Source organism: Marinobacter sp. (assembly GCF_052091845.1).
Taxonomy (GTDB): Bacteria; Pseudomonadota; Gammaproteobacteria; order Pseudomonadales; family Oleiphilaceae; genus Marinobacter.
Genome location: NZ_JBQDCO010000013.1, coordinates 41,834 through 66,853, shown reverse-complemented (window position 1 = coordinate 66,853; position 25,020 = coordinate 41,834). Strand labels below are relative to the sequence as shown.

23 protein-coding genes are annotated in these 25,020 nt (G+C 56.7%); 13 read left to right on the top strand and 10 right to left on the bottom strand.

The genetic code is table 11. From position 1 onward, the window contains the following. The first annotated feature begins 12 nt into the window (after positions 1 to 12). From ACTHYN_RS06350 to ACTHYN_RS06325, 6 genes are read left to right on the top strand one after another with little or no spacing between them, the layout of a single operon-like run. A complete protein-coding gene (locus tag ACTHYN_RS06350; RefSeq protein ID WP_441811631.1) occupies positions 13 to 1,245 on the top strand; it encodes a glycosyltransferase family protein in 1,233 nt (410 codons plus the stop codon). 12 nt (positions 1,246 to 1,257) lie between these two features. Then, the gene (locus ACTHYN_RS06345) at positions 1,258 to 2,556 is read left to right on the top strand and encodes a glycosyltransferase family 4 protein (protein WP_441811630.1); all 1,299 of its coding nucleotides are present in this window, start codon (positions 1,258 to 1,260) and stop codon (positions 2,554 to 2,556) included. After that, positions 2,556 to 3,710: a glycosyltransferase family 4 protein gene (locus ACTHYN_RS06340; RefSeq protein WP_441811629.1), complete on the top strand. Its 1,155-nt coding sequence runs from the start codon at positions 2,556 to 2,558 to the stop codon at positions 3,708 to 3,710. The genes ACTHYN_RS06345 and ACTHYN_RS06340 overlap by 1 nt, the downstream gene beginning before the upstream one ends. Then, positions 3,707 to 5,560 (top strand): ABC transporter ATP-binding protein, encoded by a 1,854-nt coding sequence (locus ACTHYN_RS06335; protein WP_441811628.1) that lies wholly within the window; start codon positions 3,707 to 3,709, stop codon positions 5,558 to 5,560. Before ACTHYN_RS06340 ends, ACTHYN_RS06335 begins: the two co-directional genes overlap by 4 nt. Beyond that, entirely contained in the window at positions 5,544 to 7,760 is a 2,217-nt protein-coding gene (locus tag ACTHYN_RS06330; RefSeq protein WP_441811627.1) for a phosphotransferase, read from the top strand. The genes ACTHYN_RS06335 and ACTHYN_RS06330 overlap by 17 nt, the downstream gene beginning before the upstream one ends. Beyond that, the gene (locus ACTHYN_RS06325; protein ID WP_441811626.1) at positions 7,738 to 9,042 is read left to right on the top strand and encodes an alginate export family protein; all 1,305 of its coding nucleotides are present in this window, start codon (positions 7,738 to 7,740) and stop codon (positions 9,040 to 9,042) included. Before ACTHYN_RS06330 ends, ACTHYN_RS06325 begins: the two co-directional genes overlap by 23 nt. Before the next feature lie 95 nt (positions 9,043 to 9,137). Here ACTHYN_RS06325 and ACTHYN_RS06320 read toward each other — a convergent pair whose 3' ends face one another. Further along, positions 9,138 to 10,517, bottom strand: coding sequence for an NAD-dependent succinate-semialdehyde dehydrogenase (locus ACTHYN_RS06320; RefSeq protein ID WP_441811625.1), 1,380 nt, complete (start codon positions 10,515 to 10,517; stop codon positions 9,138 to 9,140). 316 nt (positions 10,518 to 10,833) lie between these two features. Between ACTHYN_RS06320 and ACTHYN_RS06315 the strand changes: the two genes are divergently transcribed. Next, entirely contained in the window at positions 10,834 to 11,211 is a 378-nt protein-coding gene (locus tag ACTHYN_RS06315; protein ID WP_441811624.1) for a nuclear transport factor 2 family protein, read from the top strand. A gap of 121 nt (positions 11,212 to 11,332) precedes the next feature. Here the strand turns inward: ACTHYN_RS06315 and ACTHYN_RS06310 are convergent, their stop codons facing one another. From ACTHYN_RS06310 to ACTHYN_RS06300, 3 genes are all read right to left on the bottom strand, one after another. Then, complete coding sequence (locus ACTHYN_RS06310; protein ID WP_441811623.1) at positions 11,333 to 11,527, bottom strand: CsbD family protein; 195 nt, start codon at positions 11,525 to 11,527, stop codon at positions 11,333 to 11,335. A gap of 149 nt (positions 11,528 to 11,676) precedes the next feature. Then, positions 11,677 to 12,369 (bottom strand): class I SAM-dependent methyltransferase, encoded by a 693-nt coding sequence (locus ACTHYN_RS06305; RefSeq protein ID WP_441811622.1) that lies wholly within the window; start codon positions 12,367 to 12,369, stop codon positions 11,677 to 11,679. Positions 12,370 to 12,469: 100 nt separating this feature from the next. After that, positions 12,470 to 13,228, bottom strand: a complete 759-nt coding sequence (locus ACTHYN_RS06300; protein WP_441811621.1) for a DUF1499 domain-containing protein — start codon at positions 13,226 to 13,228, stop codon at positions 12,470 to 12,472. A gap of 122 nt (positions 13,229 to 13,350) precedes the next feature. Between ACTHYN_RS06300 and ACTHYN_RS06295 the strand changes: the two genes are divergently transcribed. After that, positions 13,351 to 13,617, top strand: coding sequence for a DksA/TraR family C4-type zinc finger protein (locus tag ACTHYN_RS06295; protein ID WP_441811620.1), 267 nt, complete (start codon positions 13,351 to 13,353; stop codon positions 13,615 to 13,617). 27 nt (positions 13,618 to 13,644) lie between these two features. Continuing rightward, positions 13,645 to 14,658 (top strand): class I fructose-bisphosphate aldolase, encoded by a 1,014-nt coding sequence (locus ACTHYN_RS06290; RefSeq protein WP_441811619.1) that lies wholly within the window; start codon positions 13,645 to 13,647, stop codon positions 14,656 to 14,658. An 8-nt stretch (positions 14,659 to 14,666) separates the two neighbouring features. Here the strand turns inward: ACTHYN_RS06290 and ACTHYN_RS06285 are convergent, their stop codons facing one another. From ACTHYN_RS06285 to ACTHYN_RS06260, 6 genes are all read right to left on the bottom strand, one after another. After that, positions 14,667 to 15,656 carry a tRNA dihydrouridine synthase gene (locus ACTHYN_RS06285; protein ID WP_441811618.1) on the bottom strand — a complete coding sequence of 330 codons (990 nt, stop codon included), beginning with the start codon at positions 15,654 to 15,656 and terminating at the stop codon, positions 14,667 to 14,669. Positions 15,657 to 15,799: 143 nt separating this feature from the next. Then, positions 15,800 to 17,314, bottom strand: coding sequence for a catalase (locus ACTHYN_RS06280; protein ID WP_441811617.1), 1,515 nt, complete (start codon positions 17,312 to 17,314; stop codon positions 15,800 to 15,802). A 226-nt stretch (positions 17,315 to 17,540) separates the two neighbouring features. Further along, the gene (locus ACTHYN_RS06275; RefSeq protein ID WP_441811616.1) at positions 17,541 to 17,759 is read right to left on the bottom strand and encodes a DUF2835 domain-containing protein; all 219 of its coding nucleotides are present in this window, start codon (positions 17,757 to 17,759) and stop codon (positions 17,541 to 17,543) included. Between the two features lie 5 nt (positions 17,760 to 17,764). Then, positions 17,765 to 19,657 (bottom strand): molecular chaperone HtpG, encoded by a 1,893-nt coding sequence (gene htpG, locus ACTHYN_RS06270; RefSeq protein WP_441811615.1) that lies wholly within the window; start codon positions 19,655 to 19,657, stop codon positions 17,765 to 17,767. Between the two features lie 305 nt (positions 19,658 to 19,962). Beyond that, complete coding sequence (locus ACTHYN_RS06265; protein WP_441811614.1) at positions 19,963 to 20,397, bottom strand: PaaI family thioesterase; 435 nt, start codon at positions 20,395 to 20,397, stop codon at positions 19,963 to 19,965. Next, on the bottom strand, positions 20,394 to 20,864 hold the full coding sequence (locus tag ACTHYN_RS06260; RefSeq protein WP_441811613.1) for a PaaI family thioesterase: 471 nt from the start codon (positions 20,862 to 20,864) through the stop codon (positions 20,394 to 20,396). The genes ACTHYN_RS06265 and ACTHYN_RS06260 overlap by 4 nt, the downstream gene beginning before the upstream one ends. Positions 20,865 to 21,007: 143 nt before the next feature. On the opposite strand from ACTHYN_RS06260, the gene ACTHYN_RS06255 reads away from it, so the two are divergent. The 4 genes from ACTHYN_RS06255 to ACTHYN_RS06240 all read left to right on the top strand — a co-directional run bounded on the left by ACTHYN_RS06255 (position 21,008) and on the right by ACTHYN_RS06240 (position 25,015). Then, complete coding sequence (locus ACTHYN_RS06255) at positions 21,008 to 22,249, top strand: M48 family metalloprotease (RefSeq protein WP_441811644.1); 1,242 nt, start codon at positions 21,008 to 21,010, stop codon at positions 22,247 to 22,249. A 79-nt stretch (positions 22,250 to 22,328) separates the two neighbouring features. Next, a complete protein-coding gene (locus tag ACTHYN_RS06250; protein ID WP_441811612.1) occupies positions 22,329 to 22,874 on the top strand; it encodes a hypothetical protein in 546 nt (181 codons plus the stop codon). After that, positions 22,874 to 24,061: an iron-containing alcohol dehydrogenase gene (locus ACTHYN_RS06245; protein WP_441811611.1), complete on the top strand. Its 1,188-nt coding sequence runs from the start codon at positions 22,874 to 22,876 to the stop codon at positions 24,059 to 24,061. Before ACTHYN_RS06250 ends, ACTHYN_RS06245 begins: the two co-directional genes overlap by 1 nt. Before the next feature lie 138 nt (positions 24,062 to 24,199). Further along, a complete protein-coding gene (locus ACTHYN_RS06240; protein ID WP_441811610.1) occupies positions 24,200 to 25,015 on the top strand; it encodes a substrate-binding periplasmic protein in 816 nt (271 codons plus the stop codon). The last annotated feature ends 5 nt before the right edge of the window (positions 25,016 to 25,020 follow it).

The window sequence follows — 25,020 nt, the reverse complement described above, 5'->3', positions numbered from 1 at the left end:
AGGAACGTCATCATGAACAGCAGGAAACACTCTTCGTCACCGCCCCGCATTGTGCTCTATTCCCACGACACACTGGGGTTCGGCCACCTCAGGCGCAATCTGTTGCTTGCGGGGGCTCTGCGAAACTGTAACCCGGTGCCACAAATCCTGATGATTACGGGCATGCGCGAGGCCGGCGCCTTCGAGTTTCCCAAAGGGGTCGACAGCGTCACCCTCCCCGCCTATTCCAAGGCCAGCAGTGGCGTGTACGAGCCGCGCGACCTGGGCGGTAATCTGGAGGCACTCATAGAGTTGCGAGCCGCCACGATCCGTGCCGCCGTGCTGACGTTTGATCCGCACCTGATGATCGTAGACAACGTGCCAAGGGGTGCTCTGGGTGAGCTTGACCCCCTGCTCAACAGCCTGCACCAAACCCGGCGTACACGACTGGTTCTTGGTTTGCGGGACATTATTGATCGCCCTGAAGTAGTGCAGAAGCAATGGCAGGAGCAACACAACTTTGAAGCGGTGCAGCGTTACTTTGATGATGTGTGGGTGTATGGCGACCCGGCTTTTTACGATCTGCTTGCGGATTGTCATCTGCAACACTCCCTGGGTGGCAAAGGATGCCACACCGGCTATCTCGACCAGCGAATGCGGTTGGATTCGCCACTGGCAGAACGTGAACGCAGGGCCGTTCTGGGAGAGGACCCGCGTCCCTACGTGGTGTGCGCCGTGGGTGGTGGGCGCGACGGCGTTGACCTCTGCCATGCGTTCACCGGCGCAAACATGCCCGCCGGCCATCGCGGCATTCTGATAACCGGCAGCCAGATGTCGGAAGCGCAGCGCAATGCCCTGCGCAACCGGGTTGCCGCCAGAGACGACATGGTGATGCTCGATTTTGTGCGCGAACCCATCGGGTTGATGGCAGGGGCCGCCCGTATTGTTGCCATGGGCGGCTATAACACCATTTGCGAAATACTGTCGCTGGCGCGGCCAGCGCTGGTGGTGCCCAGGGTAACGCCAAGAGCCGAGCAGTTGCTGCGGGCCGAAAAACTGACCCAACACGGCCTGGCCACCATGCTGCACCCGGGCGATCTTGCGCCGGCAACACTGAATGCCTGGCTGGCCGCCACTGCACCCTGCCCCGAGCCTCGCCAGATGGTTGATATGAACGGGCTCGACCGGGTGCGCTCGCTGGCGCTGGCAATGCTGGCGCGACCAGATACCCGCACCACTGACAGCTCATACAGAGCGGTGAGTTAAGGAGGAATTCACATGACTAACATTCACCTTTCTGACGCGCGCACAACAGATGCGCCGAGCCCGTCGGCCAACCACAGCCACACCGTCAGCGGTAAAGTGGGCTACGTGCTCAAGCGGTACCCACGCTATTCGGAAACCTTTGTTGTGACCGAGATACTTGCCCATGAAGCGGCCGGGCTGGAGCTCGAGATTTTCGCCCTGAGATCGGTCGAAGAGGCCTATTTTCAGGACAATCTGGGCAAGGTGCGGGCGCCGGTGAACCGTATCCCGGATCGCTTCCGCACACCCGACACGCTCTGGTCGCTGATCTGCCAGGCCCGTGACACTCTGCCCGGCGGCTGGGCAGCACTGCACGCTATCAACGACGCCACCGGCCGCGACATGGCCCAGGCGATCATCGTGGCCCTGGCCTGTCACGAGCGCGGCATCGTCCATCTGCACGCACATTTCGCCACCGTGTCCACCACTGTGGCAAGGCTGGCCGCCAGACTGGCGGGCATAACCTACAGCTTTACGGCGCATGCCAAAGACATCTACTACAACTACGACGAGCCGGTCGCCCTGGCCGCCAAGATAAATGACGCAGCCGCTGCTGTTACGGTTTCCGACTACAACCTCGCGCACCTGCAGGAGCGCCTGGGGCCGGGTGCGCGCAAGCTGGTTCGCATTTATAACGGCCTTGATCTGGAACGGTTTGCCCGAACACCGTTCATAGCCGCCGGGCATGAGATTCTGGCGGTGGGCCGACTGATCGAAAAAAAGGGATTCGATGTGCTGATCGAGGCCGTTCGCCGACTGCGGGCGAACGGCAGCAAGGTTTCCTGCCGCATCATTGGTGAGGGTGAAGCACGGGCGCAACTGCAGGCCCAGATTGCAAACGCGGCGCTGGAGGATGCGGTGCGACTGGACGGGCCTCTGGCTCAAGGTGAGGTAATGTCGGCCCTGAGAACCACCACAATGCTGGTTTGCCCTTGCGTACTGGGTGAGGATGGCAATCGCGACGGCCTGCCCACCGTATTGTTGGAAGCCATGGCGCTCGGCACCCCCTGTGTGTCGACGGATATAACCGGTATTCCTGAGCTGGTGCGCGACGGCGAGACTGGCCTGTGCGTGCCGAGCCGTGATCCGCAGGCACTGGCCGAGGCAATCAGCCGCCTGCTGGCAGACCCGGCGCTGGGGCAGCGGCTGTCGAACGCCGGCCGTATGCTGATCGAGCGCAATTTCGACATCAACCGGAACGCGGCCTGCCTGCGGGAAATCTTCGCGCAGGCGGTGAATGCAAACCGCGTCAAACAACGCGGGGTGGCGTGATGCGTATCGCCTATGTCTGTACCGATCCGGGCATTCCGGTGTTCGGCGCCAAGGGCGCGTCGGTGCACGTGCAGGAAATGCTGCGCGCGTTTCTGGCACGTGGGGCAACGGTAATCCTGCTGTCACCGCGCCTGGATGACCCGGCGCCAGCCGATCTGGCGTCCATGCAATGCCTTCGCCTGCCGCCGGCGCCAAAAGGCGATGCCCACAGCCGTGAGCGCCAGATGCTGGCAGCCAACGAGGCAGTAGCGCAGCAGCTTGGCGCGCTGGCGCCGGTGGATCTTGTGTATGAGCGCCATGCGCTGTTCGCCCACGCGGCGATGGAATGGGCGGCGGAGCATGGCGTACCCGGTGTGCTTGAAGTGAATGCACCGTTGCTGGCCGAGCAGGCACAACACCGCACTCTGGCCTTGCCCGCCGAGGCCAAAGCCAGCGCCCAACGGGCTATGGTGGCAGCGAAAGCTGTCTCCTCGGTGTCTCCTGAAGCCGCCCGTTATGCCCGGGCGCTGGGTGCCGGTAACAGCCAGGTGATTGCCAATGCGGTGAACCCGAAACGTTTTCCAGCCCGCGCCATGCCTGCGGGGGCCTTCACCATCGGTTTTCTGGGTACGCTAAAACCCTGGCACGACGTAACCACGCTGATCGAGGCATTTGCCCTGCTTCGTGCCGGGCCTATTCCCACAGCGCGACTGCTGATTGTGGGTGATGGCCCCGAACGTCCCCGCCTGGAAGCACAGCTTGCGACGCTGGCGCTCACCAACGCGGCTGAATTCACCGGCGCCGTGATGCCCGACGAGGTGCCGCACTGCCTGGCCCGAATGCACGCTGCGGTTGCGCCTTACACAGGCGCAGCTCAGGCATTTTACTTTTCGCCACTAAAGCTTTACGAATATATGGCGGCGGGCCTGCCGGTGGTGGCAAGCCGCATTGGCCATTTACCGGAAGTGGTGGCACACGAGCACACGGGCCTGCTGTGTGAACCGGATAATCCGCAGAGCCTGGCCGGCGCCCTCACCCGGCTTGGCGCCAATGCAGGGCTCAGGGCGCAACTCGGGCAGACGGCACGTAACAACGTGCTAGCCCATCACACCTGGGCAGGAGTGGCCGGGCGCGTCCTGACCCTGGCAGGCCTGACGTCGGAGGCGGCAGCATGAGTGGCAAACGTCCTGATACACTGGCCGAATCAATACCCAGCCTGCGCCGTGTGCTGGGCCGGCTAGGCCCGTATCTGCGCCCACAGCGCACGCTGGTTGCCGGCTCGGTGGTCGCCCTGCTGGCGGCCACGGCGACCAAACTTCTGGAGCCCTGGCCGCTCAAATTCATCATCGACCGGGTGGTGCCTTCTGGCGCCGGTGAAGCGGCCGTCGCCTCGCAGCTGGACCCCATGGTGCTGCTGGCATTATGCGCCGGCAGCCTGGTTGTCATTATGGGCTTGAAAGCCCTGTGCCAATACCTCTCCACCGTAGGGTTCGCACTCGCCGGCAACCGCGTGCTGACCGCCGTGCGCAACGACCTGTATCGCCATCTGCAAACCCTGTCGCTGAGGTTTCATACGCGCTCACGCACCGGCGATCTGACCATGCGGCTGGTCAGTGATATCGGCATGCTCAAGGAAATCGTCGTTACCGCCGCTCTGCCACTGGCCGCCAGCGTGCTGGTGCTCACCGGCATGTGCGTGGTGATGCTGGTGCTCGACTGGCGCCTTGCGCTTTTGGCGCTTTCACCGTTGCCCATACTCTGGTTTGTCTCGCTGTGGCTGTCACGGCGTATTCGCGACGTCAGCCGCAAACAGCGCCGGCGGGAGGGCGAGCTGGCGGCAACCGGGTCAGAAACACTGGCGGGCATCCGTACCATTCAGGCGCTGGGCCTTGAGGAGCGCGTTGCCACGGAGTTCGAAGGGTCCAGCGCCAATGAACAGCGTATGGCCGTGCAAGGCAAGCGCCTGTCGGCCGGGCTGGAACGCTCGGTTGATCTGCTGACCGGCGTCGGTATCGCGATCGTATTGTGGTTTGGCACCCGTCAGGTTCTGGCCGGCGAGCTGTCGCCGGGTGACCTTCTGGTTTTTATCACCTATCTCAAGAACACCTTTCGGCCGGTACGTGAATACGCCAAGTACACGGCACGGCTGGCCAAGGCCGCGGCTGCCGGAGAACGCGTGGTCGGCCTGCTCGACACAGAGCCCGAAGTGCGTGACGCCCCGGAGGCCACCGAGGCAAAGTCATTGCGGGGTGCAGTGACGTTTGCGGCGGTCAGCTTTGGCTATAAGGCGGGCAAGTCCATCTTGCGCGACGTGTCATTGGAGGTCGCGCCGTATGAGACGGTCGCCATCACCGGCCCCTCGGGTGCCGGCAAATCCACCTTCGCCAGCCTGATGCTGCGGCTTTACGATCCTGGCAGCGGTTGTATCCGGGTCGATGGCCAGGACCTGCGTTCACTGACGCTGAAAAGCTGGCGTGCGAATGTGGCGTTCGTGCCTCAGGAAACCCTGTTGTTCAGCGGTACCCTGGCCGAGAACATCGCGCTGGGCGCTGGCCGCGAGGTCACCCGGGCGGAAATCGAGTGGGCAGCACGGCTGGCCAATGCCCATGACTTTATCACTGCTCAAACCCATGGCTTCGACACTGAAATCGCGGAACGCGGCGCTACCCTTTCCGCCGGGCAGCGACAACGCATCGCGATTGCCCGTGCCGCACTGCGGCACTCGCCAATTCTTATTCTGGACGAGCCCACCGTTGGCCTTGACCGAACCAACGAACGCGCCGTGATCGAGGCAATCTGGCGTCTGGCCAAGGGACGCACAACCTTCCTGATCACCCACGATCTTACATTGGCGGCTCAGGCGGGACGCATTATCCACCTTGACGGTGGCCGCGTGGTTGGCGATGGCGACCACCCAACGCTGCTTACACAGAGCGACCGCTACGCCAGCCTGTGGGCAGACGGAAAACCCGCTGGCAAACAGCCGGCAGATGGAGAGGGAACACATCATGTTATCGCGGAGTGATCAGGCAATTGTTGCAGACGACCCCGCATTGCCCGGCCTCGACCTGGCACTGGACCCGTCTGCACTGAGCGCCACACTCGGCTTGCCGCCCATGCGTTCTGTGTACCTGCGATACAAGCCCGGCGTCAGTTGTGTCGCCGCCCTGGTGCCTGTGTCCGGCGACGCGTTGCAGGCGGTAGCGGTAATGGCGTACCCGCCGGATCGTTTCGCGGAGGTTCGGAGCCGACGGGAATGGCAACGCGGCCCGACTCCTGCCCGATTCCATGACAGCGCCTGCATTGCCGTGGTGCCTCTGGGTCGTGACCGGGCACTGAAAGGCGCCAGGCGCATTGCCAACCCTGAGCACGGCCGCGATTTTTTGCGGGCCCTGACGGGGCAAGAACCGACAGGCGATCCGCAACTGTTGCGCTACAAGGCTGGTCGTCGTTTGGTGATCAGCATCGGCGACTGGCCCCACCGCGCTCTGGTGAAGGCGTATACAAAACAGGATTTCGCAGCAGCACTGGAAGGCGCGCAGATTGCCGAGGTGCTTGGCGGCGCCCCTGTTCTGGGGGTATCCCACCGGCGGCGGTGCATCGCGTGGCGCTGGCTTGAGGCGACGCCCCTGGCTATTGAAACAGGTACCCGCAGCCAATGGCTGGCTGCGGGCCGGGCGTTGGCGCGTGTACATCAGGCGCAGCCAAGACCTGAGGCAATACTGAGCCGTAACGAGGAAGTCACCGAGCTCGCCTCCAGCGCAGCGGATCTTGAACCCCTTGCACCCCAGCTGTCGCAGTTGGCCGCAACACTGGCAAAAACGCTTGCTGAACGCCTGGCGCGTGCTGCCTTCGCACCAACGCTGATCCATGGGGATTTCAGCGCTGATCAGATACTGATTCAGAACACCAGGGCCGTGGTGATCGACTGGGATCGCGCAGCGACCGGCGATCCGGCACGGGATGCAGGTACGTTTCTGGCCCAGCTCGATGCCCGGCACATCGACGGCGCAGCCGGTGTGTCTGACGCTGCAGACGGCTTTCTTGAAGGCTATTCAGCGGCCAACGGGCCCGCCCAGGCGGCGACCATCACACTTCAACACGCCCGGGCACTGCTGGCGCTGGTTACAGAAGGTTTCCGTCAGCGCCGGTCTGACTGGCCGCAGCGGGCCTTTCGATTGCTGGCCCGGGCCAGCGTCGTGCTTGGCGAGCAGCCTGCCCCGCACTCATACCCACCCTTGGACGCTGGCATGCCGGCACTCGACGACGCCCTTGCACCTGATGTGATAGCACCACGCCTGGCCATGTGCCTCTCGCGGGAGGTGCCTTCGGTCGACAGCGAGCTGTTGCGCCATAAACCCGGCCGGCGGGCACTGATTCGCTATCGTATCGAGCGTCGTGACCCTGAGGCGCCCTGGGTGTTGCTGGGCAAACTGCGCGCCAAAGGTCCCGACACACGCACGCCGGCTCTGCACACGGCATTGCGGGCGCAAGGCCTGGATGGCCAGGCACCCTGGCGGGTTGGCGTACCCGCTGCGCACGGCGGCATCACCGCACCTCCTGTGTGGCTGCAGGAGGAAGTGCCCGGTTACTCACTGGAAACGCGTCTGCAACCCGGGGCGGGTTCCCGCGTTGCCGCATTGACAGGCGCCGCACTGGCCCGGCTGCACACAGCAGCGGTTCCGGCAGACAGGCAATGGTCAATGGTGGATGAACTTAACGTTCTTGTGCGTGCCCTGAACGCCGCCCGGAGTCGCTTGCCTGCGCGGGCTGTGCAACTCGATGCGATCGCCGATGCCGCTGGCCGGATTATGCGGTCGCTGGAGCCAACCACAAACACCTCGATACACCGGGATTTCTACCCCGAGCAGGTACGGGTAGATGGCGACACCATCTGGCTGCTGGATTTTGACCTTTACGCCCACAGTGATCCGGCGATTGATCTGGCCAATTTCCTGGCACATCTGGACGAACTCGGGTTACGCCGGCACGGCCGACTGGATGCCCTCAGGCCACAGGGCGAAGCCTTCCGGGCGGCATACAACACAGTCAGGCCCGGGATTAGCCAGCGTCGTGTTCAACGTCTGCGACTGGTCGCACTGGCACGCCACATTCATTTGAGCCAGATCATTCCCGGCCGCAGTCATACCACCTCAGCGCTGATTGACCATTGCACCTCTGCCTTCTTCAGTATGGAGCGTCATGACCAGACAAACCCGGCTTAGCCCGCCACAATCCTCAGGGCAAGCGGCCGCCCGGATAACGGTTTTTGCCTCGTTGATCGTCTGCACTCCAACAGCGTGGGCCGCCACCAGAGAGGGCGCAAGTAGTGAGCCGGCCTCACCCTGGCGCCTGGGTGCCGAAATCGAACTGGAGTACGAATCCGAACGCAACTTCAATCTTGATTCAGGCGATGATGAGAATGAGGCGGTATTTGCGCCCCAACTCAATCTGGATGCCAGCTATCGACCGAGCCCGAAATTGCAGGGTTTCGTGCGACTGGAATGGACCCGCGAGTACGGCGTAAGCGGCCCGGAAGCAGACACCGGAGCTGCGCGGCTGGACCTGGCGGAAGCCTATCTGGCCAGCGAGGAAATCGCATTGCCTGCAGGAGGCGAACTTGCGCTCTACCTTGGCCGCCGACTGTTTCGTGACGAGAGACAATGGCTTCAGGATGAACAGCTCGACGGGTTGACGATACGGTACGATTATAACGCCTGGAGCCTTTCATTATCTGCCACACGCCAGCGTGACAAGGATCTGCTCAACCATAACGACGTCGACAAAACCGACAACCTGTATGCCTATGGACAGTACGACTTTCAGGACCGGGTTCTTGGAGCCTACCTGCTCAAGCGGCGCGAGAGAGAGGGCGGCGAAGGCCGGCCCTTGTTTATTGGTATCCGGTCCTACGGGGAGATTGTAAATACCACGGATTATTGGCTGGAAATGGCTGTTGTCCGGGGCCATGATGGAGCAGACAGCATCCGCGGCTGGGGCTTTGATAGCGGCATCGTATATCATTTCGATGCGCCGTTGTCGCCGTCACTGATTCTGGGATACGCCATCGGCAGCGGCGATAACAACCCCGAGGATGGCGTCGACCACGCTTTTCGTCAGACCGGCCTGCAGGACAACGAACATGAGCAGGGAGGGCTCATGGATTTTCCCTACCTTGGGGTGACACTTGAGCCCGAGTTAAGCAATCTTAGTGTGCTGACCACCGGCATTGGGTTTCTCCCCCATGAGCGAATCTCGATACAGCTGCTTTACCACCAATACCGCCAGCAACACGCCAGCGACACCTTGCGCGATAGCAACCTGGACGCTGACCCCAATGGCGTCGATCAGGATCTGGGGTATGGGGTCGATTTGGCCATAGGAGCAGAACTGACCGACACGATCGAGATAGAAGCCCTGGCAGGCCTCTTCCAGCCCGGGGATGCCTTCGAGGATGACAGCGACAGCGCGCTGTTTTTCGGCACCAAGTTCGAATACAAATTTTGAGGTGATTCCGCCAGCTCACCCCGCCCTGTTCCGACTACCAAACCACGGCTGCGCGCGGGTTTTACTTCCGGTGCATGGCGGGCGCTGGCGGCGCCTCAGTTCCGGGTCACCATGATCGCTTTGGCGTTGACAAATTCACGCAGGCCGAAGCCGCCATGCTCACGGCCATAACCACTTTGCTTTACCCCGCCAAAGGGTAAGTTCGGTTGCGCCAGGTTATAGCCGTTGATATTGACCATACCTGTGTCGAACTCATCCCGTGCCAGGCGCACGGCTTTGTCCTCGTCGGCAGAAAAAATGCCACCGCCCAGCCCGTAAACCGAGTCATTGGCAATCTGCATAGCCTCTTCAGCATCCTTTACCTTGATCAGCGCAGCGACGGGGCCAAACAGTTCTTCGTCATACGCGGGCTGCCCGGGCGCCACATTTTCCAACAGGGTTGGCGGGTAAAAATAGCCTTTACCTTCGGGAACCTCACCGCCCAGCGCGCAGGTTGCACCGGCATCGACAGACTTCCGGACCTGCTCGTGCAGCCCGTCCCGCAGGTCTTTGCGTGCCATCGGCCCCATTCTGGTGTTGCTATCGGTAGGGTCACCAAAGGAAAGCTTTTTCATTTCCGCCAGACAGGCATCCCGGAAGTCGTCATACACGGCTTCTTCCACAATAAAGCGCTTTGCCGCCACGCAGGTCTGGCCAGCGTTATAGGTGCGGCCCATAACGCAGACCTTGGCCGCTTTTTTGATGTCCGCATCCGCCAGGACCACATAGGCATCGTTACTGCCCAGCTCGAGAACCGTTTTCTTCAGTACTTTGGCAGCACGCTGAGCAATCATGCGCCCGGCGTTGGGGCTGCCGGTCAGCGTGACGCCGCGCACCAGAGGATGCTCGATAACCGCGTCTGACACCTCGTGATCAATTAACAGGGTGCGGAAGCCGTGTTCCGGTATGCCGGCATCCCGGTACAGTTTTTCCACTTCCATCGCCATGCCCCACACGTTATTGGCGTGCTTTAAAAGTACCGTATTGCCAGCCATCAGGTTGGCCGCGCTGTAGCGGATCACCTGGTACAGTGGGAAATTCCAAGGCTGTATACCGTAGATCACGCCCTGGGGCTGGTAAGAGACCACGGCGCTGCCCCCCGGGAGTTCCCTGGCCTCATTCGCCAGCACGGTGGGGCCCTGGTCGGCGGTGTATTCGCAAATGGCAGCGCACAGCTCGCATTCCTGCTTGCCTTCCGCCAGGGTTTTCCCCATTTCACGGGTCATTAAGTCGGCGTAGTCGTTCTGGCGTTCGCGAATCAGGGCCGCGGTCTTGCGCAGAACCTCGGCACGCTCGGCGAAGCCGGTTTTACGCCAGCTCTGAAAAGCCTGGTGGGCCAGTTCGATGTTGCCTTCGGCCTCTTCTCTGGTCATCAGAGTGTAGGTTGCAAGTGTTTCTTCGGTGGCAGGATTGATGGTTTCATGCTGGTTTGACATCGGTTTGCCTCCTCAATAGGCAATGAGGATTGAGCCTGCGACGGTTCAACCCTCCTGAAATGGAACCGCACGTATAATCTATCACGGCCGCCCGGCCGACAAAGCGAAGGTTACATAATCGTATAATTGAGTATGGAAGTGGGCTCGGACGTTCGTGCCGGGGGAAACACGCCCACAACCTTGGTAGGATTCCGTTATTCGTTATTAACTGGCATGCTTCGGCTTATGCTGGCTGATGGGAAGCAACGCTCAGCCCAACAACCAGGCAAGCTGGGGCGTCGTACTATCCCGGTACTTTAATTGGTGGAGTTTATTCATGCAGCCGAAAGACCTAGTGGCAAACTACATTGCCCATATTCATGCCCAACGATTTGATGAGGCAAAAGCCTTACTGGTTGCAGAGGGGTTCGAGTACGTGGGGCCAAATATGCGGTTTCTGAACCCGGACGACATGATGTCCTACCAGTTCGGTATGGCTGCCATCCAGAAAGATCTGATACTTCGTCAACTCAGTGCTGACGGCGAGCACGTGTTTGCAATTCTGGATTATCAAACCAACTTTGAGCCTATTGGCGATGTGCGGCTGGCCGTGTGGTTTCGCGTTCGGGGAGATAAAATTCAAACCGTTGAAGCGTTTTATAATGCAGCCATTGTTGAAAACATGTTGGGCGGCATTCTTCCTCCCGCTGGTTAACGCCTGCCAGTGGGCCGGTGTCAGTATAAGGTTTGCGCGTGGGGGGCAACCTGAAAACAAAAAACCGGTACTTGCACGAAAGCAGGTACCGGTTTTGTCAGTCAGTTACGGTTATAAATGCCTAGAGCCTGGAAAGCTTTTCCCATTCTTTCTCTGCATCATCTTTTTCCATACCGTACCTCTCTTGAACCTTGCCAATAAAGTGGTCGCGACGGCCGGCAATTTCGTCTACATCGTCGTCTGTTAGCTTGCCCCAGTTTTCGCGTACCTTGCCTTTCAGTTGCTTCCAGTTACCTTCAACAATGTCGTTGTTCATAACCATTCCCTCGCTTTAAACGGGCGGCGTCTAAAAAACCACCAAGTGAAAGACCTGTGCATGCGATTTGCCGTTCCTACAGCAACTCGCGATGCCAATTACAACTTGTCACAGGCGTCTTCGTTTGACAATGGTTTGCATGTTTCGATTTATTCATCCGGATGATCACCGGGCCAGCCCTGCACATCGCCCCGCCAAAATCTCAATATATGCCCTTTAAAAGGTCGTTCAAGATAATCGGTATGCTGGGGCTTTGTGTGGGAATAATTATAACCATGGGTTTCCATGCGCCGACTGAATTTGTTTTTGCGGCCTCGGCCGGGGTCAACCAGAATCACCTCACAGGTGGGATTTGAGTGCTTGTGGATGAAGTCGGCTAGCAAGCCAATATGTTCGTCTTCGTATAGCAGGTCACTGCCAATGATCATGTCGAACACACCGAGATCGCTGGTTTTATCTGCCCAATCAAGCCGCTGATACCCTATGGCCCTTCCCTGATTCAGCTCAGTGTTTCGCTCAAGAAAAAAACCGACCTCCGGGTGGTAATCTGTCGCTGTGATGTCGTCATGGCGCTGATTCAATAACAGGCTGGACAACGCCATTCCACAGCCAATCTCTAAAATGCGCTTGCCCGCGGTTTGGTGAACGGCCATGTAATGGGCAAGTACCATGCTGGATGGCCAGATTATGCCAAAGAGCGGCCAGGTGGCGGATGAAATGCCCAACTTGAGGGCAACGTCGTTAGGGTCGTCAAATTGCTGGTTATCACGCAGGGTGCAAACGTGAATATCCACGTTTCCGAATTCAATGGTTTGATAACGAAGACGCAGTGGTGCTTTCATTGTGGGTCACACTTAAGGAGTTAGGCCCGCCAACCTGTGGAAAGAAGCGGCAAAATCCTATACGTCCCGAGTATACCTGCATTGTGCATCCACAACGACACTACTGTTTTTCCAAATCTTCCAGAAAGGTCTGAATTCGTTCGGCATTGGTGCCCACATCGCTCGTCCCCACCCTTGAGGCGGAGCGCATATCAACCTTTACGCCGCTTGCCAGTTTTGTCATACGGATAACCACATCGTCTTTGAAGCCAAACCAGCGAGTCGTCGCCGTCGCCTCGATGGTATTGCCGGTTGTGTCTGCAATATCCCAATCACGAGCCCGGACGATCGCTATCGCATTATCCATGGCTTTCGCCAATGGCATGTTGAGGGTAATCGGTTTCAGCTGTGGGTAGCCTGCTTTTTGCTGGCGCGCTGTATCTGCTCCTGGGTAGTCGACTTCATTTGGCGCTTCTTCCCGGGCGGTGGCCAGCGCCTTAAAAGCCGGAGGGTTTTCCATATCGGTCGTAATATCGTGAATAGGCGGCACACTCTGGGCACGTTGTTTAAGCTGCATAGGCATAGCAATCATGGCTACCACCGCCAGGCTTACCAATGCTCCCACCAGCGCCGGGCGCCAACGGCGGCAAACGGCACCCAAAATCAGTGCAAAAACACCCACTACGGCGGCCGCTACCGAGAGCTTTGCTCCCTGGCTCAACCATACAAAAGATTTACCTAACCCAATCCACTCAGCTTTGTACGCATACCCGGAACCAGCCATTAACACGGCGGCTGTCAACAGCAGAATAATGGCAAGCCAGGCAATAATTAACGGCCACTTTCCACCACGGCGCGAGGTATTTGTCAGTGCAGACATTTTCGTTCCTTTCTTTATGTATGAGCTGTAGATTACGCTGTTAAGGCTACGCCCCCACACCTTAGCCCGATCACTGCAGCTTTGGTATGCTGAAACCTCAAGCACTTTGCAGGAGCAACATTATGGCTGGTGGCTGGGCCCGCGATGGGGCCGTTCAGGATCAGATTGATGCCAGTGTGGAGGATGCCGTTGCCGAGGCCCGTAGCCGGTTAAGCACGGGTGAAAGCGCAGAGTTCTGTGAAGAGTGCGACAACCCTATTCCGGAAGCTCGGCGAAAAGCCATTCCCGGCGTGCGGCTATGTGTAAACTGCCAGGCAGAACTGGAAAAGCAAGACACGTCAGCAGGCGGCATTAACCGCCGGGGTAGTAAGGATAGCCAGCTGCGATAGCCCAGCTGCAACAACGAGGGAGCTAGTATGAGTGTTCAAAACGAATTACGTTCAACCATTCAGGATCTTGTCCAGCCAGGCAAAGGCATTCTTGCCGCCGACGAAAGCCACCCCACCATAGCCAAGCGCTTCAAGGCCGTTAATGTGGAGCCCACAGAGGATAAACGCCGGGAATATCGCAGCCTGATTTTCTCCACGCCGGGGCTGGGTGAGTTCATCAGTGGTGTGATTCTTTTTGAAGAAACCCTGGGGCAAAACAGCCTGGATAACCTACCCATGGCAAAGTTGCTGGAAAGCCAAGGCATTGTTCCAGGCATTAAGGTAGATAAGGGAAAGAAGTCTCTGATCAACGCCCCCGGTGATGAAATAACTTATGGCCTGGACGGCCTGGACGACCGACTGGAAGCCTACAAAAACCAGGGTGCCCGCTTTGCCAAGTGGCGCGGTGTGTACAACATTGCCGACACGCTGCCGTCTCGCGCCGCAATGGAAGCCAACGCTGAAATGCTAGCCAGGTACGCGGCACTGTGCCAGTCGATGGGCATTGTCCCGATTGTGGAGCCGGAGGTTTTGATTGATGGGGATCACACCATTGAACGATCTGCACAAGTGAACGAGTCGGTGATTGCGGAAGTGTTCAATGCACTTCGTCGCCACCGTGTGCAGCTGGAAAGTATCATACTGAAGCCAAGTATGGTGACGCCCGGCAAAGCCTGCGCAAAGGCATCTCCGGAGGCGGTGGCAGAGGCCACCTTGCGGGTATTCCGCAACGTTGTCCCGGCGGCGGTTCCGGGGATCAGTTTTCTTTCTGGCGGACAAACGCCCGAAGAAGCGACGCTCAACCTGAACGCCCTCAACAGTCTTGGCCAACTGCCCTGGCACCTGAGTTTTTCCTACGGCCGCGCGTTGCAGGAACCCGCTCAGAAAGCCTGGGCCGGAAATTTGAACAACAGCTCAGAAACCCAATCAGCGATGCTTAAGCGGGCACGGCTGAACGGGCTTGCAACGAAAGGCCAGTACGCGCCTGATATGGAAGATTAAGCAGGAGGTCAGGCTGCCTGAATGGCAGCCCTGGAAGTAATAACCGAGGCAGGAACAACCTGTTCAAGGCATGCCAGCATGGGCGCAACCTCACGAAACTTCCGGGCCTGCGGCCATAGAGCTTCTGCTTCGGGAAACCCTTGCCGTAAAAAGTTCAGCCATTGCTTGATGCGACCGGTTACAAACCGGTCCTCCAGCCAGCCCTGAAGCACGCTGGCGTATTCTTTTACCAGTGCCACGGCTTCTGGCCAGGTCATATCTGCTACCTGTGCGCCCTGCTGGCTGGCTTTGATTTGCAACGCCAGGTCTGGCCTGGCAATCAGGCCGCGGCCAATCATCACATCCTCACAGCCAGTAACCTCAAGGCAGCGCCAGTAGTCTGCCACGGTCCAAATCTCACCATTGGCGATTACTTTAGCCTTCACCGCTTCCCGTGCCTTGGCGATTTCTTCCCAGTAAGCCGGTGGTTTGTAGCCATCCACTTTACTGCGGGCATGGATAACAATTTCCTCTGCTCCGGCCGCATCCAGCGCCTGAGCACAGGCAACGCCCATAGAGCGGTCGTCATATCCCAGGCGCATTTTTGCCGTTACAGATACATACGCAGGAACAGCCTTGCGAACCGCCGCTACAATCTCATGCATCAGTTCTGGCTCACGCATGAGCACACACCCGCCTTTGTGCTTGTTCACGGTTTTGGCGGGGCAGCCAAAATTAATGTCTACCTGAGCAGCACCCAACTCCACAGCTTTGAGCCCACTCATGCCCATGCTCTGTGGGTCTGAACCCAAAAGCTGAACCGCCACGGGTGTACCTACCTGCGTAAAGCACTGGTTATACAACTCGGGCGCGTACTTATAGAAAACCCGAGGCGGTAACGGGGTCCGGGTCACGCGGATAAATTCGGTTACGCACCGGTCGATACCACCAACTTTGGTCAGGGTTTCACGAATAGGTGCGTCAACTAACCCCTCCATCGGGGCAAGAATTATCCGCATGAAGTCTCCGGGTATTTAGGAATGTGTTCAAAGAAGCGAGCGCGATTGTAGGCAATTCGCGCTCGCTTTGGTAGTAAAGGCTACCTGCCTATTGAACGGACTTGGCCCACTCCTCTTGAGGGCGTTTTCATTGCAGGTCGATATTACTCTGCCAATTCGGGGTCGGCAGACAGCTCATCGGGCGACTTGGCCGACATACCCAGAGCCTTGGCAACCCCTTCGCCATAAGCCCGGTCGCAACGGGTGCAGTTGTCGATGTGACGCTGTTTAATGAAATCCGGTGCGTCCCCCATGGCTCGTCCCGTATTTTCAAATAGAACCTGTTGTTGTGCAGGTGTCATCAATTGAAAAAGTGCACGCGGCTGGCTGTAATAATCGTCATCATCCTCGCGGAAATCGAACATGGCCGCATTGCCATCAATCTTGAGCGGTGGCTCTGCAAATTCTGGCTGATCTTTCCACTGACCAAAGCTGTTTGGCTGATAGTGAGGCAAACTACCGTAATTGCCATCCACCCGGCCAATACCATCCCGGTGGTTGCTCATAACCGGGCATTTGGCAGCATTCACTGGCACCTGTTGATAGTTTACGCCCAGGCGGTACCGCTGCGAATCCGGGTAGTTGATAAGCCGCGTCTGCAGCATCTTGTCCGGAGACACGCTGATACCAGGCACAAGATTAGCTGGCGAGAAGGCCGCCTGCTCAACATCCATGTGGTAGTTTTCCGGATTCCTGTTCAGTTCAAATTCGCCTACCTCGATGAGTGGGTAATCCGCTTTTGGCCATACCTTGGTCAGGTCGAACGGGTGAACGTGATAGGTTTCCGCGTCGGCTTCTGGCATGACTTGTACATACATTTTCCAGCGCGGGAAATCGCCACGCTCGATCGCCTCAAAAAGATCCCGCTGATTGCTTTCGCGGTCATCAGCAACAACCGCTGCTGCCTCGGCGTCGGTCAGATTCTCGATGCCCTGCTGGGTTTTGAAGTGAAACTTCACCCAGTAACGCTCACCTGCCTCGTTCCAGAAGCTGTAGGTGTGGCTGCCGAAGCCATGCATATTACGGAAGCTTTTGGGGATACCCCGATCCGACATGACCACAGTTACCTGGTGCAGAGCTTCGGGCAGAAGCGTCCAGAAATCCCAGTTGTTCGTCGGGGAGCGCATGTTGGTTTTCGGATCGCGTTTTACTGCTTTATTCAGATCCGGAAACTTCTTGGCATCCCGCAGAAAGAACACAGGGGTGTTATTACCCACCATGTCCCAGTTGCCTTCTTCGGTGTAGAATTTTAACGCAAAACCGCGAATATCACGCTCGGCATCAGCCGCGCCCCGCTCCCCTGCCACCGTGCTGAAGCGGGCGAACATTTCGGTCTTTTTTCCTACGTCGCTGAAAATACTGGCGCGTGTGTAGCGGGAAATATCTTTGGTGACGGTGAACGTGCCGAACGCACCAGAGCCTTTGGCGTGCATACGACGCTCAGGGATGACCTCGCGCACGAAGTTGGCGAGCTTTTCGTTGAGCCACACGTCCTGGACCAATACGGGCCCGCGCTTGCCAGCGGTCATCGAGTTCTGGTTGTCGGCGACTGGAGCACCAAAGGCGGTTGTCAGGTGTGATACCGGACATTTGCTTTTGTTCGACTTTTCATCGGTCATGGTAAATTCCTCCGCAGTTCATAACACTGTTAAACAGCTTATACCCAGACTTGGAGTTACTAAAGCGTTCGAGAATGGATAAGCCAAAGTTCGTGCTTAACAATTCTTCCCCAAACGCTTGTTTCGGTATAAGCCTCAAGCACTATTGAGCCACTGCAATCGCGGTCTGGATAATCAATTCGGGAAAAGATCTCTATAGCTTAACGCTATTAAAATAGAGGACTCGTTAAATGCGCTCGATATACTCAAACTTGCCCTGTTCATTGAACACAATTCGGAAGGAGCCGCGAACGCCGTCGCGCAAATAAAAGCGGGAAAGAATACGGGCCGGGAAGCGGACGGAGCGTCCGTCCCGGGCCGTGGTGCGGACATCGATGGCAACGCCCTGGTAGAGTTTTATCCACTCTTCAGGGCTGATGCTTATGTCCACAATAATCTGATGCATGGCGCTTAGTTAGCCAGTTCCAGCAACAGACGGTTCAGGCGGGTTACATAGGCGCCCGGATCCTGCAATTGCTCGCCGCTGGCCAGTGTGGCCTGGTCTAGCAGAACCGCGGAGAGCTCACTGAAACGCTCATCGCCCTTTTCACTTTCCAGACGCTGAACCAGCGGGTGATCCACGTTGATTTCAAAGATCGGCTTGCTGTCGGGCACCTTCTGGCCCGCCGCTTCCATGATCTTCTTCATTTGGGCACCCATATCAAAGTCACCCACTACCAGGCACGCCGGTGAATCGGTCAGGCGGTTGGTTACCCGTACTTCCTGCACCCGGTCGGTAAGGGAGGTCTTGATACGCTCAAGCAGGTCTTTGTGCTCTTCTGCGGCTTCTTCCTTGTGCTTCTTGTCTTCCTCGGTTTCCACCTCGCCAAGATCAAGATCACCCCGGGCCACGTCCTGCAGCTGCTTGCTGTCGTACTCGGTGAGGTAACCCATCATCCATTCGTCAATACGATCAGAGAGGATCAACACTTCGATGCCTTTCTTGCGAAAGACTTCCAGGTGCGGGCTGCTTTTGGCAGCCATGAAGTTATCAGCGGTAATGTAGTAGATCTTGTTTTGACCCTCTTTCATCCGCTCGATGTACTGGTTCAGAGACACGTTCTGGGTCTCTTCGCCTGTGTGAGTAGACGCAAAGCGCAGCAGGCCGCCGATTTTTTCACGGTTGCCGAAATCTTCAGCCGCACCTTCTTTGAGAACCGTGCCAAACTCGCCCCAGAATTTCTGGTACTCGTCTGCGTCTCTCTTGGACAGCTTCGACAACATATCCAGCACACGCTTGGTCAGTGCGGTGCGGATGCTGTCTACCGTAGCATCGTTCTGCAGGATCTCACGGGATACGTTCAGGGACAGGTCGTTGGAATCCACGATACCTTTGGCAAAGCGCAGATAAAGCGGCAGGAACTGTTCGGCGTCGTCCATGATGAATACGCGCTGTACATATAGCTTCAGGCCACGGGGTGCGTCGCGGTTGTACATATCAAACGGCGCACGGGCCGGGATATACAGCAGGCTGGTGTAGTCGAGCTTGCCTTCAACCTTGTTGTGCGACCAGATCAGTGGGTCTTCAAAATCGTGAGCAATGTGCTTGTAGAACTCTTTGTATTCCTCGTCTTTAATTTCGGTACGGGGAAGAGTCCACAGGGCAGTTGCGTCGTTAACGGTTTCGTCTTTGCTCTCTTCGCCTTCTTCCGTCGGCTCGGATTTCATGATCACCGGGAAGGAGATGTGGTCAGAGTACTTCTTCACGAGGTTGCGCAGGCGTGAGCCGTCGGCAAACTCGGTGGCTTCATCTTTCAGGTGGATCACTATTTCGGTGCCGCGCTTTTCGCGGGCAACCTGTTCAATGGTGAACTCGCCGTCGCCGGCAGATTGCCAGTGAACGCCCTCTTCAGCCGGTGCACCTGCACGGCGGGTGAACACGTCTACTTTGTCGGCAACGATGAAGGCGGAGTAAAAGCCCACACCAAACTGGCCGATCAACTGGCTGTCTTTTTTCTCATCGCCGGATAGCTGCTGCAGGAATTCTGCAGTGCCGGAGCGAGCGATGGTGCCCAGGTTTTGTACCACGTCATCACGGGTCATGCCGATGCCGTTATCGGCCAGTGTGATGGTTTTGGCGTCTTTGTCGAAATCCAGGCGGATTTGCAGATCGGAATCGCCTTCGTACAGGCCGTCGTTTTTAAGCGCCGCAAAGCGCAGTTTGTCTTCGGCATCGGAGGCGTTGGAGATTAGCTCTCGGAGGAAGATTTCCTTGTTCGAGTACAGGGAATGGATCATCAGCTGAAGTAGCTGTTTTACTTCTGTCTGAAAACCCAGGGTTTCTTTTTGCGTTTCAACCGTCATTTTATTTGTCTCTCCTGCTGCAAACTTGGGGGGAAGACGCGGGAGCAAAGGGCCTTTCCAAAACACGCTGTGAATACATCCCTGTACGCTCGGCTCCACCTCTCACTGCTTCTTGCTCCTGCGTCGCAGTGAGAGTCCTGGGCTGGCCGTCCTTGGCCAGCCCGTAAAGAGCGACAGCTCTTTACCCATGGCTCCGCACGGTTTTTGAAAGGCCCTTTGCTCCCGCGTCGTCTAGCTTTTAATTTGATCTTGCAGCAAAAGTGGGGGCAGGCCGGGGCATTTCAAGGCCCCGGGGGCGAACCAGATCAGTCTTCTAACAGAAAGTGCGCTCTTGCGGTTGAAATAGGCGTGGAGCGGGATTTTTGCCAGGCGGTGATCATTACGTTTGCTACCCGGTTTCCCTGTCGGGTTAGCTGGCATTCTGCGTAGGTTTCGCGATCTAGGCCGGCGCGCAGGTAATCCAAAGAGAAGTTGACGATTCTAGGCATGCGAACGGTTTCTTGAGCCAGCATTAAGTAGATCGCGGCAGAAAGTTCCATAAAACCGCCGATTACGCCGCCGTGAATGGCGGGTAAAACTGGGTTGCCCAGGTTTTGGTCTTTTGCCGGTAGGCGGAAGATCAGGTCGTCGCCGAACTGGTCACACTCCACGCCAATGAAGTCTGCGTAAGGAATGCTTTGGATCAAACGCGAGAAATCGCCTGTTTCGCGGGTGTAGCGCAGAATTTCCGGGTCGGTCATAGCGAACCTCCGGTAATTTGTTCGCGGTAGGCTTTTGGCAAGGCTTGCGGGCCTATGCGCATGAAGGTGCCCACGCAGTTAGCCACTGTTTCGCCACCTTCCTGGTAGGCTTCACATCGGGTAAACACAATGTTTCGGGTCATTTTATAGACTTCGGCCCTGGCATATACGGGCTTGCATGGTTCGGCCGGGCGCATGTAATCCACTCGCAGATCCAGCGTGGGGCAAAGCTCGAATTCGTCGAGCGCACATATAAAAACAGATCCGGAGGTGGTATCCATCAACGTTGTGATGGCACCGCCGTGTATTACGCCGGTATCCGGGTTGCCGATAATCCGGTCGCTGTATGGCAGGCACAGAGTAAGGCTGTTCCCGGTGGTTTCGGTAACAGCCAGGCCAAGCTCTTTGGCTTGATTAAGCGATTCAATAAACCGGGTAACCCGGTCGGTTCGGTTTTGATCGTCCATTCAGAACAAACCTGTGGTTCGTGTGTGGGTTTTGGGCCTTCGGTATTTAAAGCCGGAATTAGCCGTGTAATTATATCTGTCAGGATAGTCAATTACAGGAGTCGAGAGTGAAAAACGCCATCTTGCAACGCTGTGCCGCCGTTATGGCACTTATGCTGCTTTTTACCGGATGCTCAGTTAACCCGGTAACTGGCGAAAATGAGCTTTCGTTGATTGGCGAGAGTCAGGAACTCGCCATGGGCGCGGAACAGTATAAGCCCACTCAACAAACCCAGGGCGGGCAGTTTTATATCGATCCCGAGTTGACCCTGTACGTTCGGGAAGTTGGCAACAAGCTGGCCCGGGAAAGTGATCGCCCTGACCTGCCCTACGAGTTTGTTGTGCTCAATAGCAGTGTGCCCAATGCCTGGGCTTTGCCTGGTGGCAAGATTGCCGTTAACCGCGGTTTGCTGACCAAGCTTGAAGATGAGGCGCAACTGGCCTCTGTGTTGGGTCACGAGATTGTTCACGCTGCGGCACGACACAGTGTTCAGCGTATGCAGAAGGGTATGCTGATCAACGTTGGTATGGCTGGCCTTGGCTTTGCGCTTTCTGAAAACGAGTGGGCTGGCCTGCTTATGGGCGGTGCGTCCGTAGGTGCACAGCTTGCGCTGGCTCAGTACGGCCAGGGGGATGAATTGGAGTCGGATCACTACGGTATCCTGTACATGAAAGAGGCCGGTTATGATCCTCAGGCTGCGGTAGAACTGCAGGAGATTTTTCTCAGGCTTTCCGAAGGCCAACAGGCAGGATTTGTGGATGGCCTCTTCGCTACGCACCCCCCCTCCAGCAAACGTGTCCGCGAGAACAGCAAACTGGTTGATGAGATAGGCGGCGGTGGCTACCGGGGCGCCGATGTTTACAAGAAAAAAACCGCCACCCTGCGCAAGGTTCAACCAGCCTACGAGGCCCACGATCAGGCTATGAAGCTTGCCTCTGAGGGCGACATGGATGCGGCTTTGAAAAAGATCAACCGGGCCATAGAGATACTGCCCCGCGAAGCTATGTTTTACGCCCTGCGCGGCCGTATTTATCAGGAGCAGAAAAAGCAAACCAGGGCGACCGAAGATTTCGAGAAAGCCGTGTCCATGTACCCTGAAATGTTTATGTATCGCATATATAATGGCCTGAACGCACTGAAACTCAACAATCTGAGTAAAGCACGGGAAAACCTGGCCAGGGCAAACGACGTTGTACCCACCTCTATCGCGTTTCTGCGGCTTGGCGATGTTGCAGTAAAGGAAAACAAACGCGACGAGGCCATCGCTTATTACAGCAAAGCGGCAGAATCCAGTGGTGACATCGCGGAGGAAGCACGCCGAAAACTGGCCGCCCTTACTCGCTAACACCGTCATTATGGACATTGACTTTTAGAGCAATAACTCTAAAAATCAATGAATCAATAATCAACAGCGGAAAACGGTCATGTTAGCGAAACGTATCCAGCCTATGGCCTCCCAGGCTCGGCGCCTGTATGTCGAGCTTATGTTTCAGGTAATGGGCCGGGCTCTTCAGGCGGTCAGCGAAGTGGATCGCGAAGTGCGCCAGGAAACCTGGACGCTGCCAGAAGGTTTCCTGTTTGAAATGATGGTAATGCCCGATGGGCCAAAGCTGATTGTGGAACACGTTGGTGAAGGCCGCCTCAGTTATCACGGCAAACGGCCTCCCAGCCCTGTAGATGTATCCATCCAGTTCAAACACGTTACCCACGCCTTTTTAGTGCTTTCATTCCAGGAAAAAACGTCCATTGCGTTTGCCAACGACCGCATGCTGGTGGATGGCGACGTGAGCTACGCCGTGCGCATGACCCGTGTGCTCAACCGGCTTGAATCTTTCATTCTGCCCAAGGTTGTTGCCAAAAGAGCAGTGAAAGAATACCCGGAAAACCTGCACTTGCCTGAAAAGCTGATCAATGCCGCTCAGATTTACCTGAAGATTGCCACTCACTTTACCCAGACAGCGAGAGCCTGATGACCAATACTTACTATGAGTTCTTCTGCCCGGTAAAAGTCATTGCCGGTAAGGCCGCCCTTGAACATATTCCCTACGAATTGAATGGGCTGGCTGCCAGGCGCCCAATGATTGTGACTGATAAGGGCGTTCGTGCTGCAGGGTTGCTGGACCCGGTGATTACAGCCTGCGAAGAAAGCGGGCTGGATATCATCAGTATTTACGACGATGTTCCACCCGACTCTTCAACCGATGTTGTGGGAACTATCGCGGCGATTTATCGCAAGGAAAAGTGTGATTCCATTATTGCTGTGGGTGGTGGTTCGGCCATTGATACGGGCAAGGCGGTAAACATACTGGTTTCTGAAGGCGGCGATGATGTTGCCAAATACACGGGTGCCGGTGTACTCAAGCGCGCCCTTAAACCATTTTTTGTGGTGCCCACAACGGCGGGCACTGGTTCTGAGGTAACGTCTATCGCAGTGATTACCGACGAGGCCAAAGGTGTGAAGCTGCCTTTTACCTCCTCTTTTCTTTTACCAAATGCGGCCATTATCGACCCGCGCATGACCCTCACTCTGCCACCGCACGTTACGGCAGCAACGGCCATGGACGCTATGACCCATGCCATCGAATCCTTCACTTGCATGGCCAAGAACCCGCTGAGCGATGCCTACGCCACCGCAGCGGTTAAAAAAGTGAGCCAATCCCTCTTGCAGGTGATGGATAACCCGAAAGACAGCCTCGGCAGGCTGGAACTGGCACAAGCTTCCACCATGGCGGGCATTGCTTTTTCCAACTCTATGGTTGGGCTGGTGCATTCTCTTGGTCATGCCACCGGTGCCATCTGCCACTTGCCTCATGGGTTATGCATGAGCCTGTACTTACCTTATGTGCTTGAGTTCAATCTGGAAACCATACGCGAGCCGCTGGGCGAGCTATTGCTGTACCTGGAAGGGCCAGAGGTGTACGCCGCCACGCCCGCCAGTCGCCGGGCAGAAGCCAGTATTTCAGCCCTTCGCATACTCAGAGATGCACTTTACAAGCGCTGTAAGTTACCTAGAACGCTTAAAGAAACAGGTAAGGTGACTGAAGATCAGCTGGACCAAATTGCAGGTATGGCGATAAATGACGGCTCCATTATGTTCAACCCAAAAGAGGTTTCGCTAAAAGATGCCCGAGCGGTTCTTCAACGCGCCTGGGCCTGATTTAGCCCAATACCAGGCTTCTGGGCTCAACACCAAGTCCTGAAGCCTGAAAACGTTACACTCAAAAATTGAAGTACTAGGGCAAAACAGTAACAATTATATCTTTTCTGGCAGGGATAAAGCCGGGGCAGTTCGCTTATGGACAGTATTGGCCGCTTAGAGTCCCTCCTGATGACACATCGAAAATACCCCAGGCTTACAGTCTTCGCAAAACGCTTGGCTTTCCTGCTGTCTTTGCTCACGTTTGCAGCTAGCTCACACGCTGCCCTGTCAAGTGATCAAAAAGTATTCCGCTTCAACATATCGCCCAATGGTTATCCGCCTTACATGATTGTGGATCAGGGAGAGCCCTCCGGCATTATGTGGGATGTCGTTGCGTTGATATCGAAACGTTTGGGATACCAGATTGTCGCTAAGCAAATCCCGCGCAAGCGCGTGGACCGTATGCTTCAGAATGGTGATATCGATGGCACATCACGAGCTAAAGAATGGACACACGAGCCGGCGAACTTCCTCTTTACTCAGCCGATAGTGAACATACAGGAGATGTTCTTTACGCCAAAGCATGCCGGGGTAACCTATCAGTCTGCGGAAGACCTTTTTTCAAAAACGGTAGTGGCTCATCTGGGCTATCTATACCCGGAGCTGCAGCCACATTTTAAATCTGGCGCTATAACCCGTTTTGATGTTTCCAAAGATCGGGATATGTTTACTTTTGTACTTCACGGTGACCAGTTTGACGCCGCAGTGGCCGATTTGCTTGTGGGTAAGTGGATACTAAAACAAGAGGGGTTACAGGATAAGTTCACGACATCTGAAAGAGGGATCACTTCGTACGGCTTTCGAGTAATGCTGAACAAGGAATGGCATTCTTTTGCCAGCAAGTTCAATGCCGAGCTTGCACGTATTCGCGAGAACGGCGAACTGGAAGCCATCCTCGCGAGCTACCGATAAACCGG

What these genes read in the sequence shown, in the direction of transcription:
- ACTHYN_RS06350 (WP_441811631.1), top strand. Translation starts at nt 13, where the DNA reads ATGAACAGCAGGAAACACTCTTCGTCACCGCCCCGCATTGTGCTCTAT.
- ACTHYN_RS06345 (WP_441811630.1), top strand. Translation starts at nt 1,258, where the DNA reads ATGACTAACATTCACCTTTCTGACGCGCGCACAACAGATGCGCCGAGC.
- ACTHYN_RS06340 (WP_441811629.1), top strand. Translation starts at nt 2,556, where the DNA reads ATGCGTATCGCCTATGTCTGTACCGATCCGGGCATTCCGGTGTTCGGC.
- ACTHYN_RS06335 (WP_441811628.1), top strand. Translation starts at nt 3,707, where the DNA reads ATGAGTGGCAAACGTCCTGATACACTGGCCGAATCAATACCCAGCCTG.
- ACTHYN_RS06330 (WP_441811627.1), top strand. Translation starts at nt 5,544, where the DNA reads ATGTTATCGCGGAGTGATCAGGCAATTGTTGCAGACGACCCCGCATTG.
- ACTHYN_RS06325 (WP_441811626.1), top strand. Translation starts at nt 7,738, where the DNA reads ATGACCAGACAAACCCGGCTTAGCCCGCCACAATCCTCAGGGCAAGCG.
- ACTHYN_RS06320 (WP_441811625.1), bottom strand. Translation starts at nt 10,517, where the DNA reads ATGTCAAACCAGCATGAAACCATCAATCCTGCCACCGAAGAAACACTT.
- ACTHYN_RS06315 (WP_441811624.1), top strand. Translation starts at nt 10,834, where the DNA reads ATGCAGCCGAAAGACCTAGTGGCAAACTACATTGCCCATATTCATGCC.
- ACTHYN_RS06310 (WP_441811623.1), bottom strand. Translation starts at nt 11,527, where the DNA reads ATGAACAACGACATTGTTGAAGGTAACTGGAAGCAACTGAAAGGCAAG.
- ACTHYN_RS06305 (WP_441811622.1), bottom strand. Translation starts at nt 12,369, where the DNA reads ATGAAAGCACCACTGCGTCTTCGTTATCAAACCATTGAATTCGGAAAC.
- ACTHYN_RS06300 (WP_441811621.1), bottom strand. Translation starts at nt 13,228, where the DNA reads ATGTCTGCACTGACAAATACCTCGCGCCGTGGTGGAAAGTGGCCGTTA.
- ACTHYN_RS06295 (WP_441811620.1), top strand. Translation starts at nt 13,351, where the DNA reads ATGGCTGGTGGCTGGGCCCGCGATGGGGCCGTTCAGGATCAGATTGAT.
- ACTHYN_RS06290 (WP_441811619.1), top strand. Translation starts at nt 13,645, where the DNA reads ATGAGTGTTCAAAACGAATTACGTTCAACCATTCAGGATCTTGTCCAG.
- ACTHYN_RS06285 (WP_441811618.1), bottom strand. Translation starts at nt 15,656, where the DNA reads ATGCGGATAATTCTTGCCCCGATGGAGGGGTTAGTTGACGCACCTATT.
- ACTHYN_RS06280 (WP_441811617.1), bottom strand. Translation starts at nt 17,314, where the DNA reads ATGACCGATGAAAAGTCGAACAAAAGCAAATGTCCGGTATCACACCTG.
- ACTHYN_RS06275 (WP_441811616.1), bottom strand. Translation starts at nt 17,759, where the DNA reads ATGCATCAGATTATTGTGGACATAAGCATCAGCCCTGAAGAGTGGATA.
- htpG (WP_441811615.1), bottom strand. Translation starts at nt 19,657, where the DNA reads ATGACGGTTGAAACGCAAAAAGAAACCCTGGGTTTTCAGACAGAAGTA.
- ACTHYN_RS06265 (WP_441811614.1), bottom strand. Translation starts at nt 20,397, where the DNA reads ATGACCGACCCGGAAATTCTGCGCTACACCCGCGAAACAGGCGATTTC.
- ACTHYN_RS06260 (WP_441811613.1), bottom strand. Translation starts at nt 20,864, where the DNA reads ATGGACGATCAAAACCGAACCGACCGGGTTACCCGGTTTATTGAATCG.
- ACTHYN_RS06255 (WP_441811644.1), top strand. Translation starts at nt 21,008, where the DNA reads ATGGCACTTATGCTGCTTTTTACCGGATGCTCAGTTAACCCGGTAACT.
- ACTHYN_RS06250 (WP_441811612.1), top strand. Translation starts at nt 22,329, where the DNA reads ATGTTAGCGAAACGTATCCAGCCTATGGCCTCCCAGGCTCGGCGCCTG.
- ACTHYN_RS06245 (WP_441811611.1), top strand. Translation starts at nt 22,874, where the DNA reads ATGACCAATACTTACTATGAGTTCTTCTGCCCGGTAAAAGTCATTGCC.
- ACTHYN_RS06240 (WP_441811610.1), top strand. Translation starts at nt 24,200, where the DNA reads ATGGACAGTATTGGCCGCTTAGAGTCCCTCCTGATGACACATCGAAAA.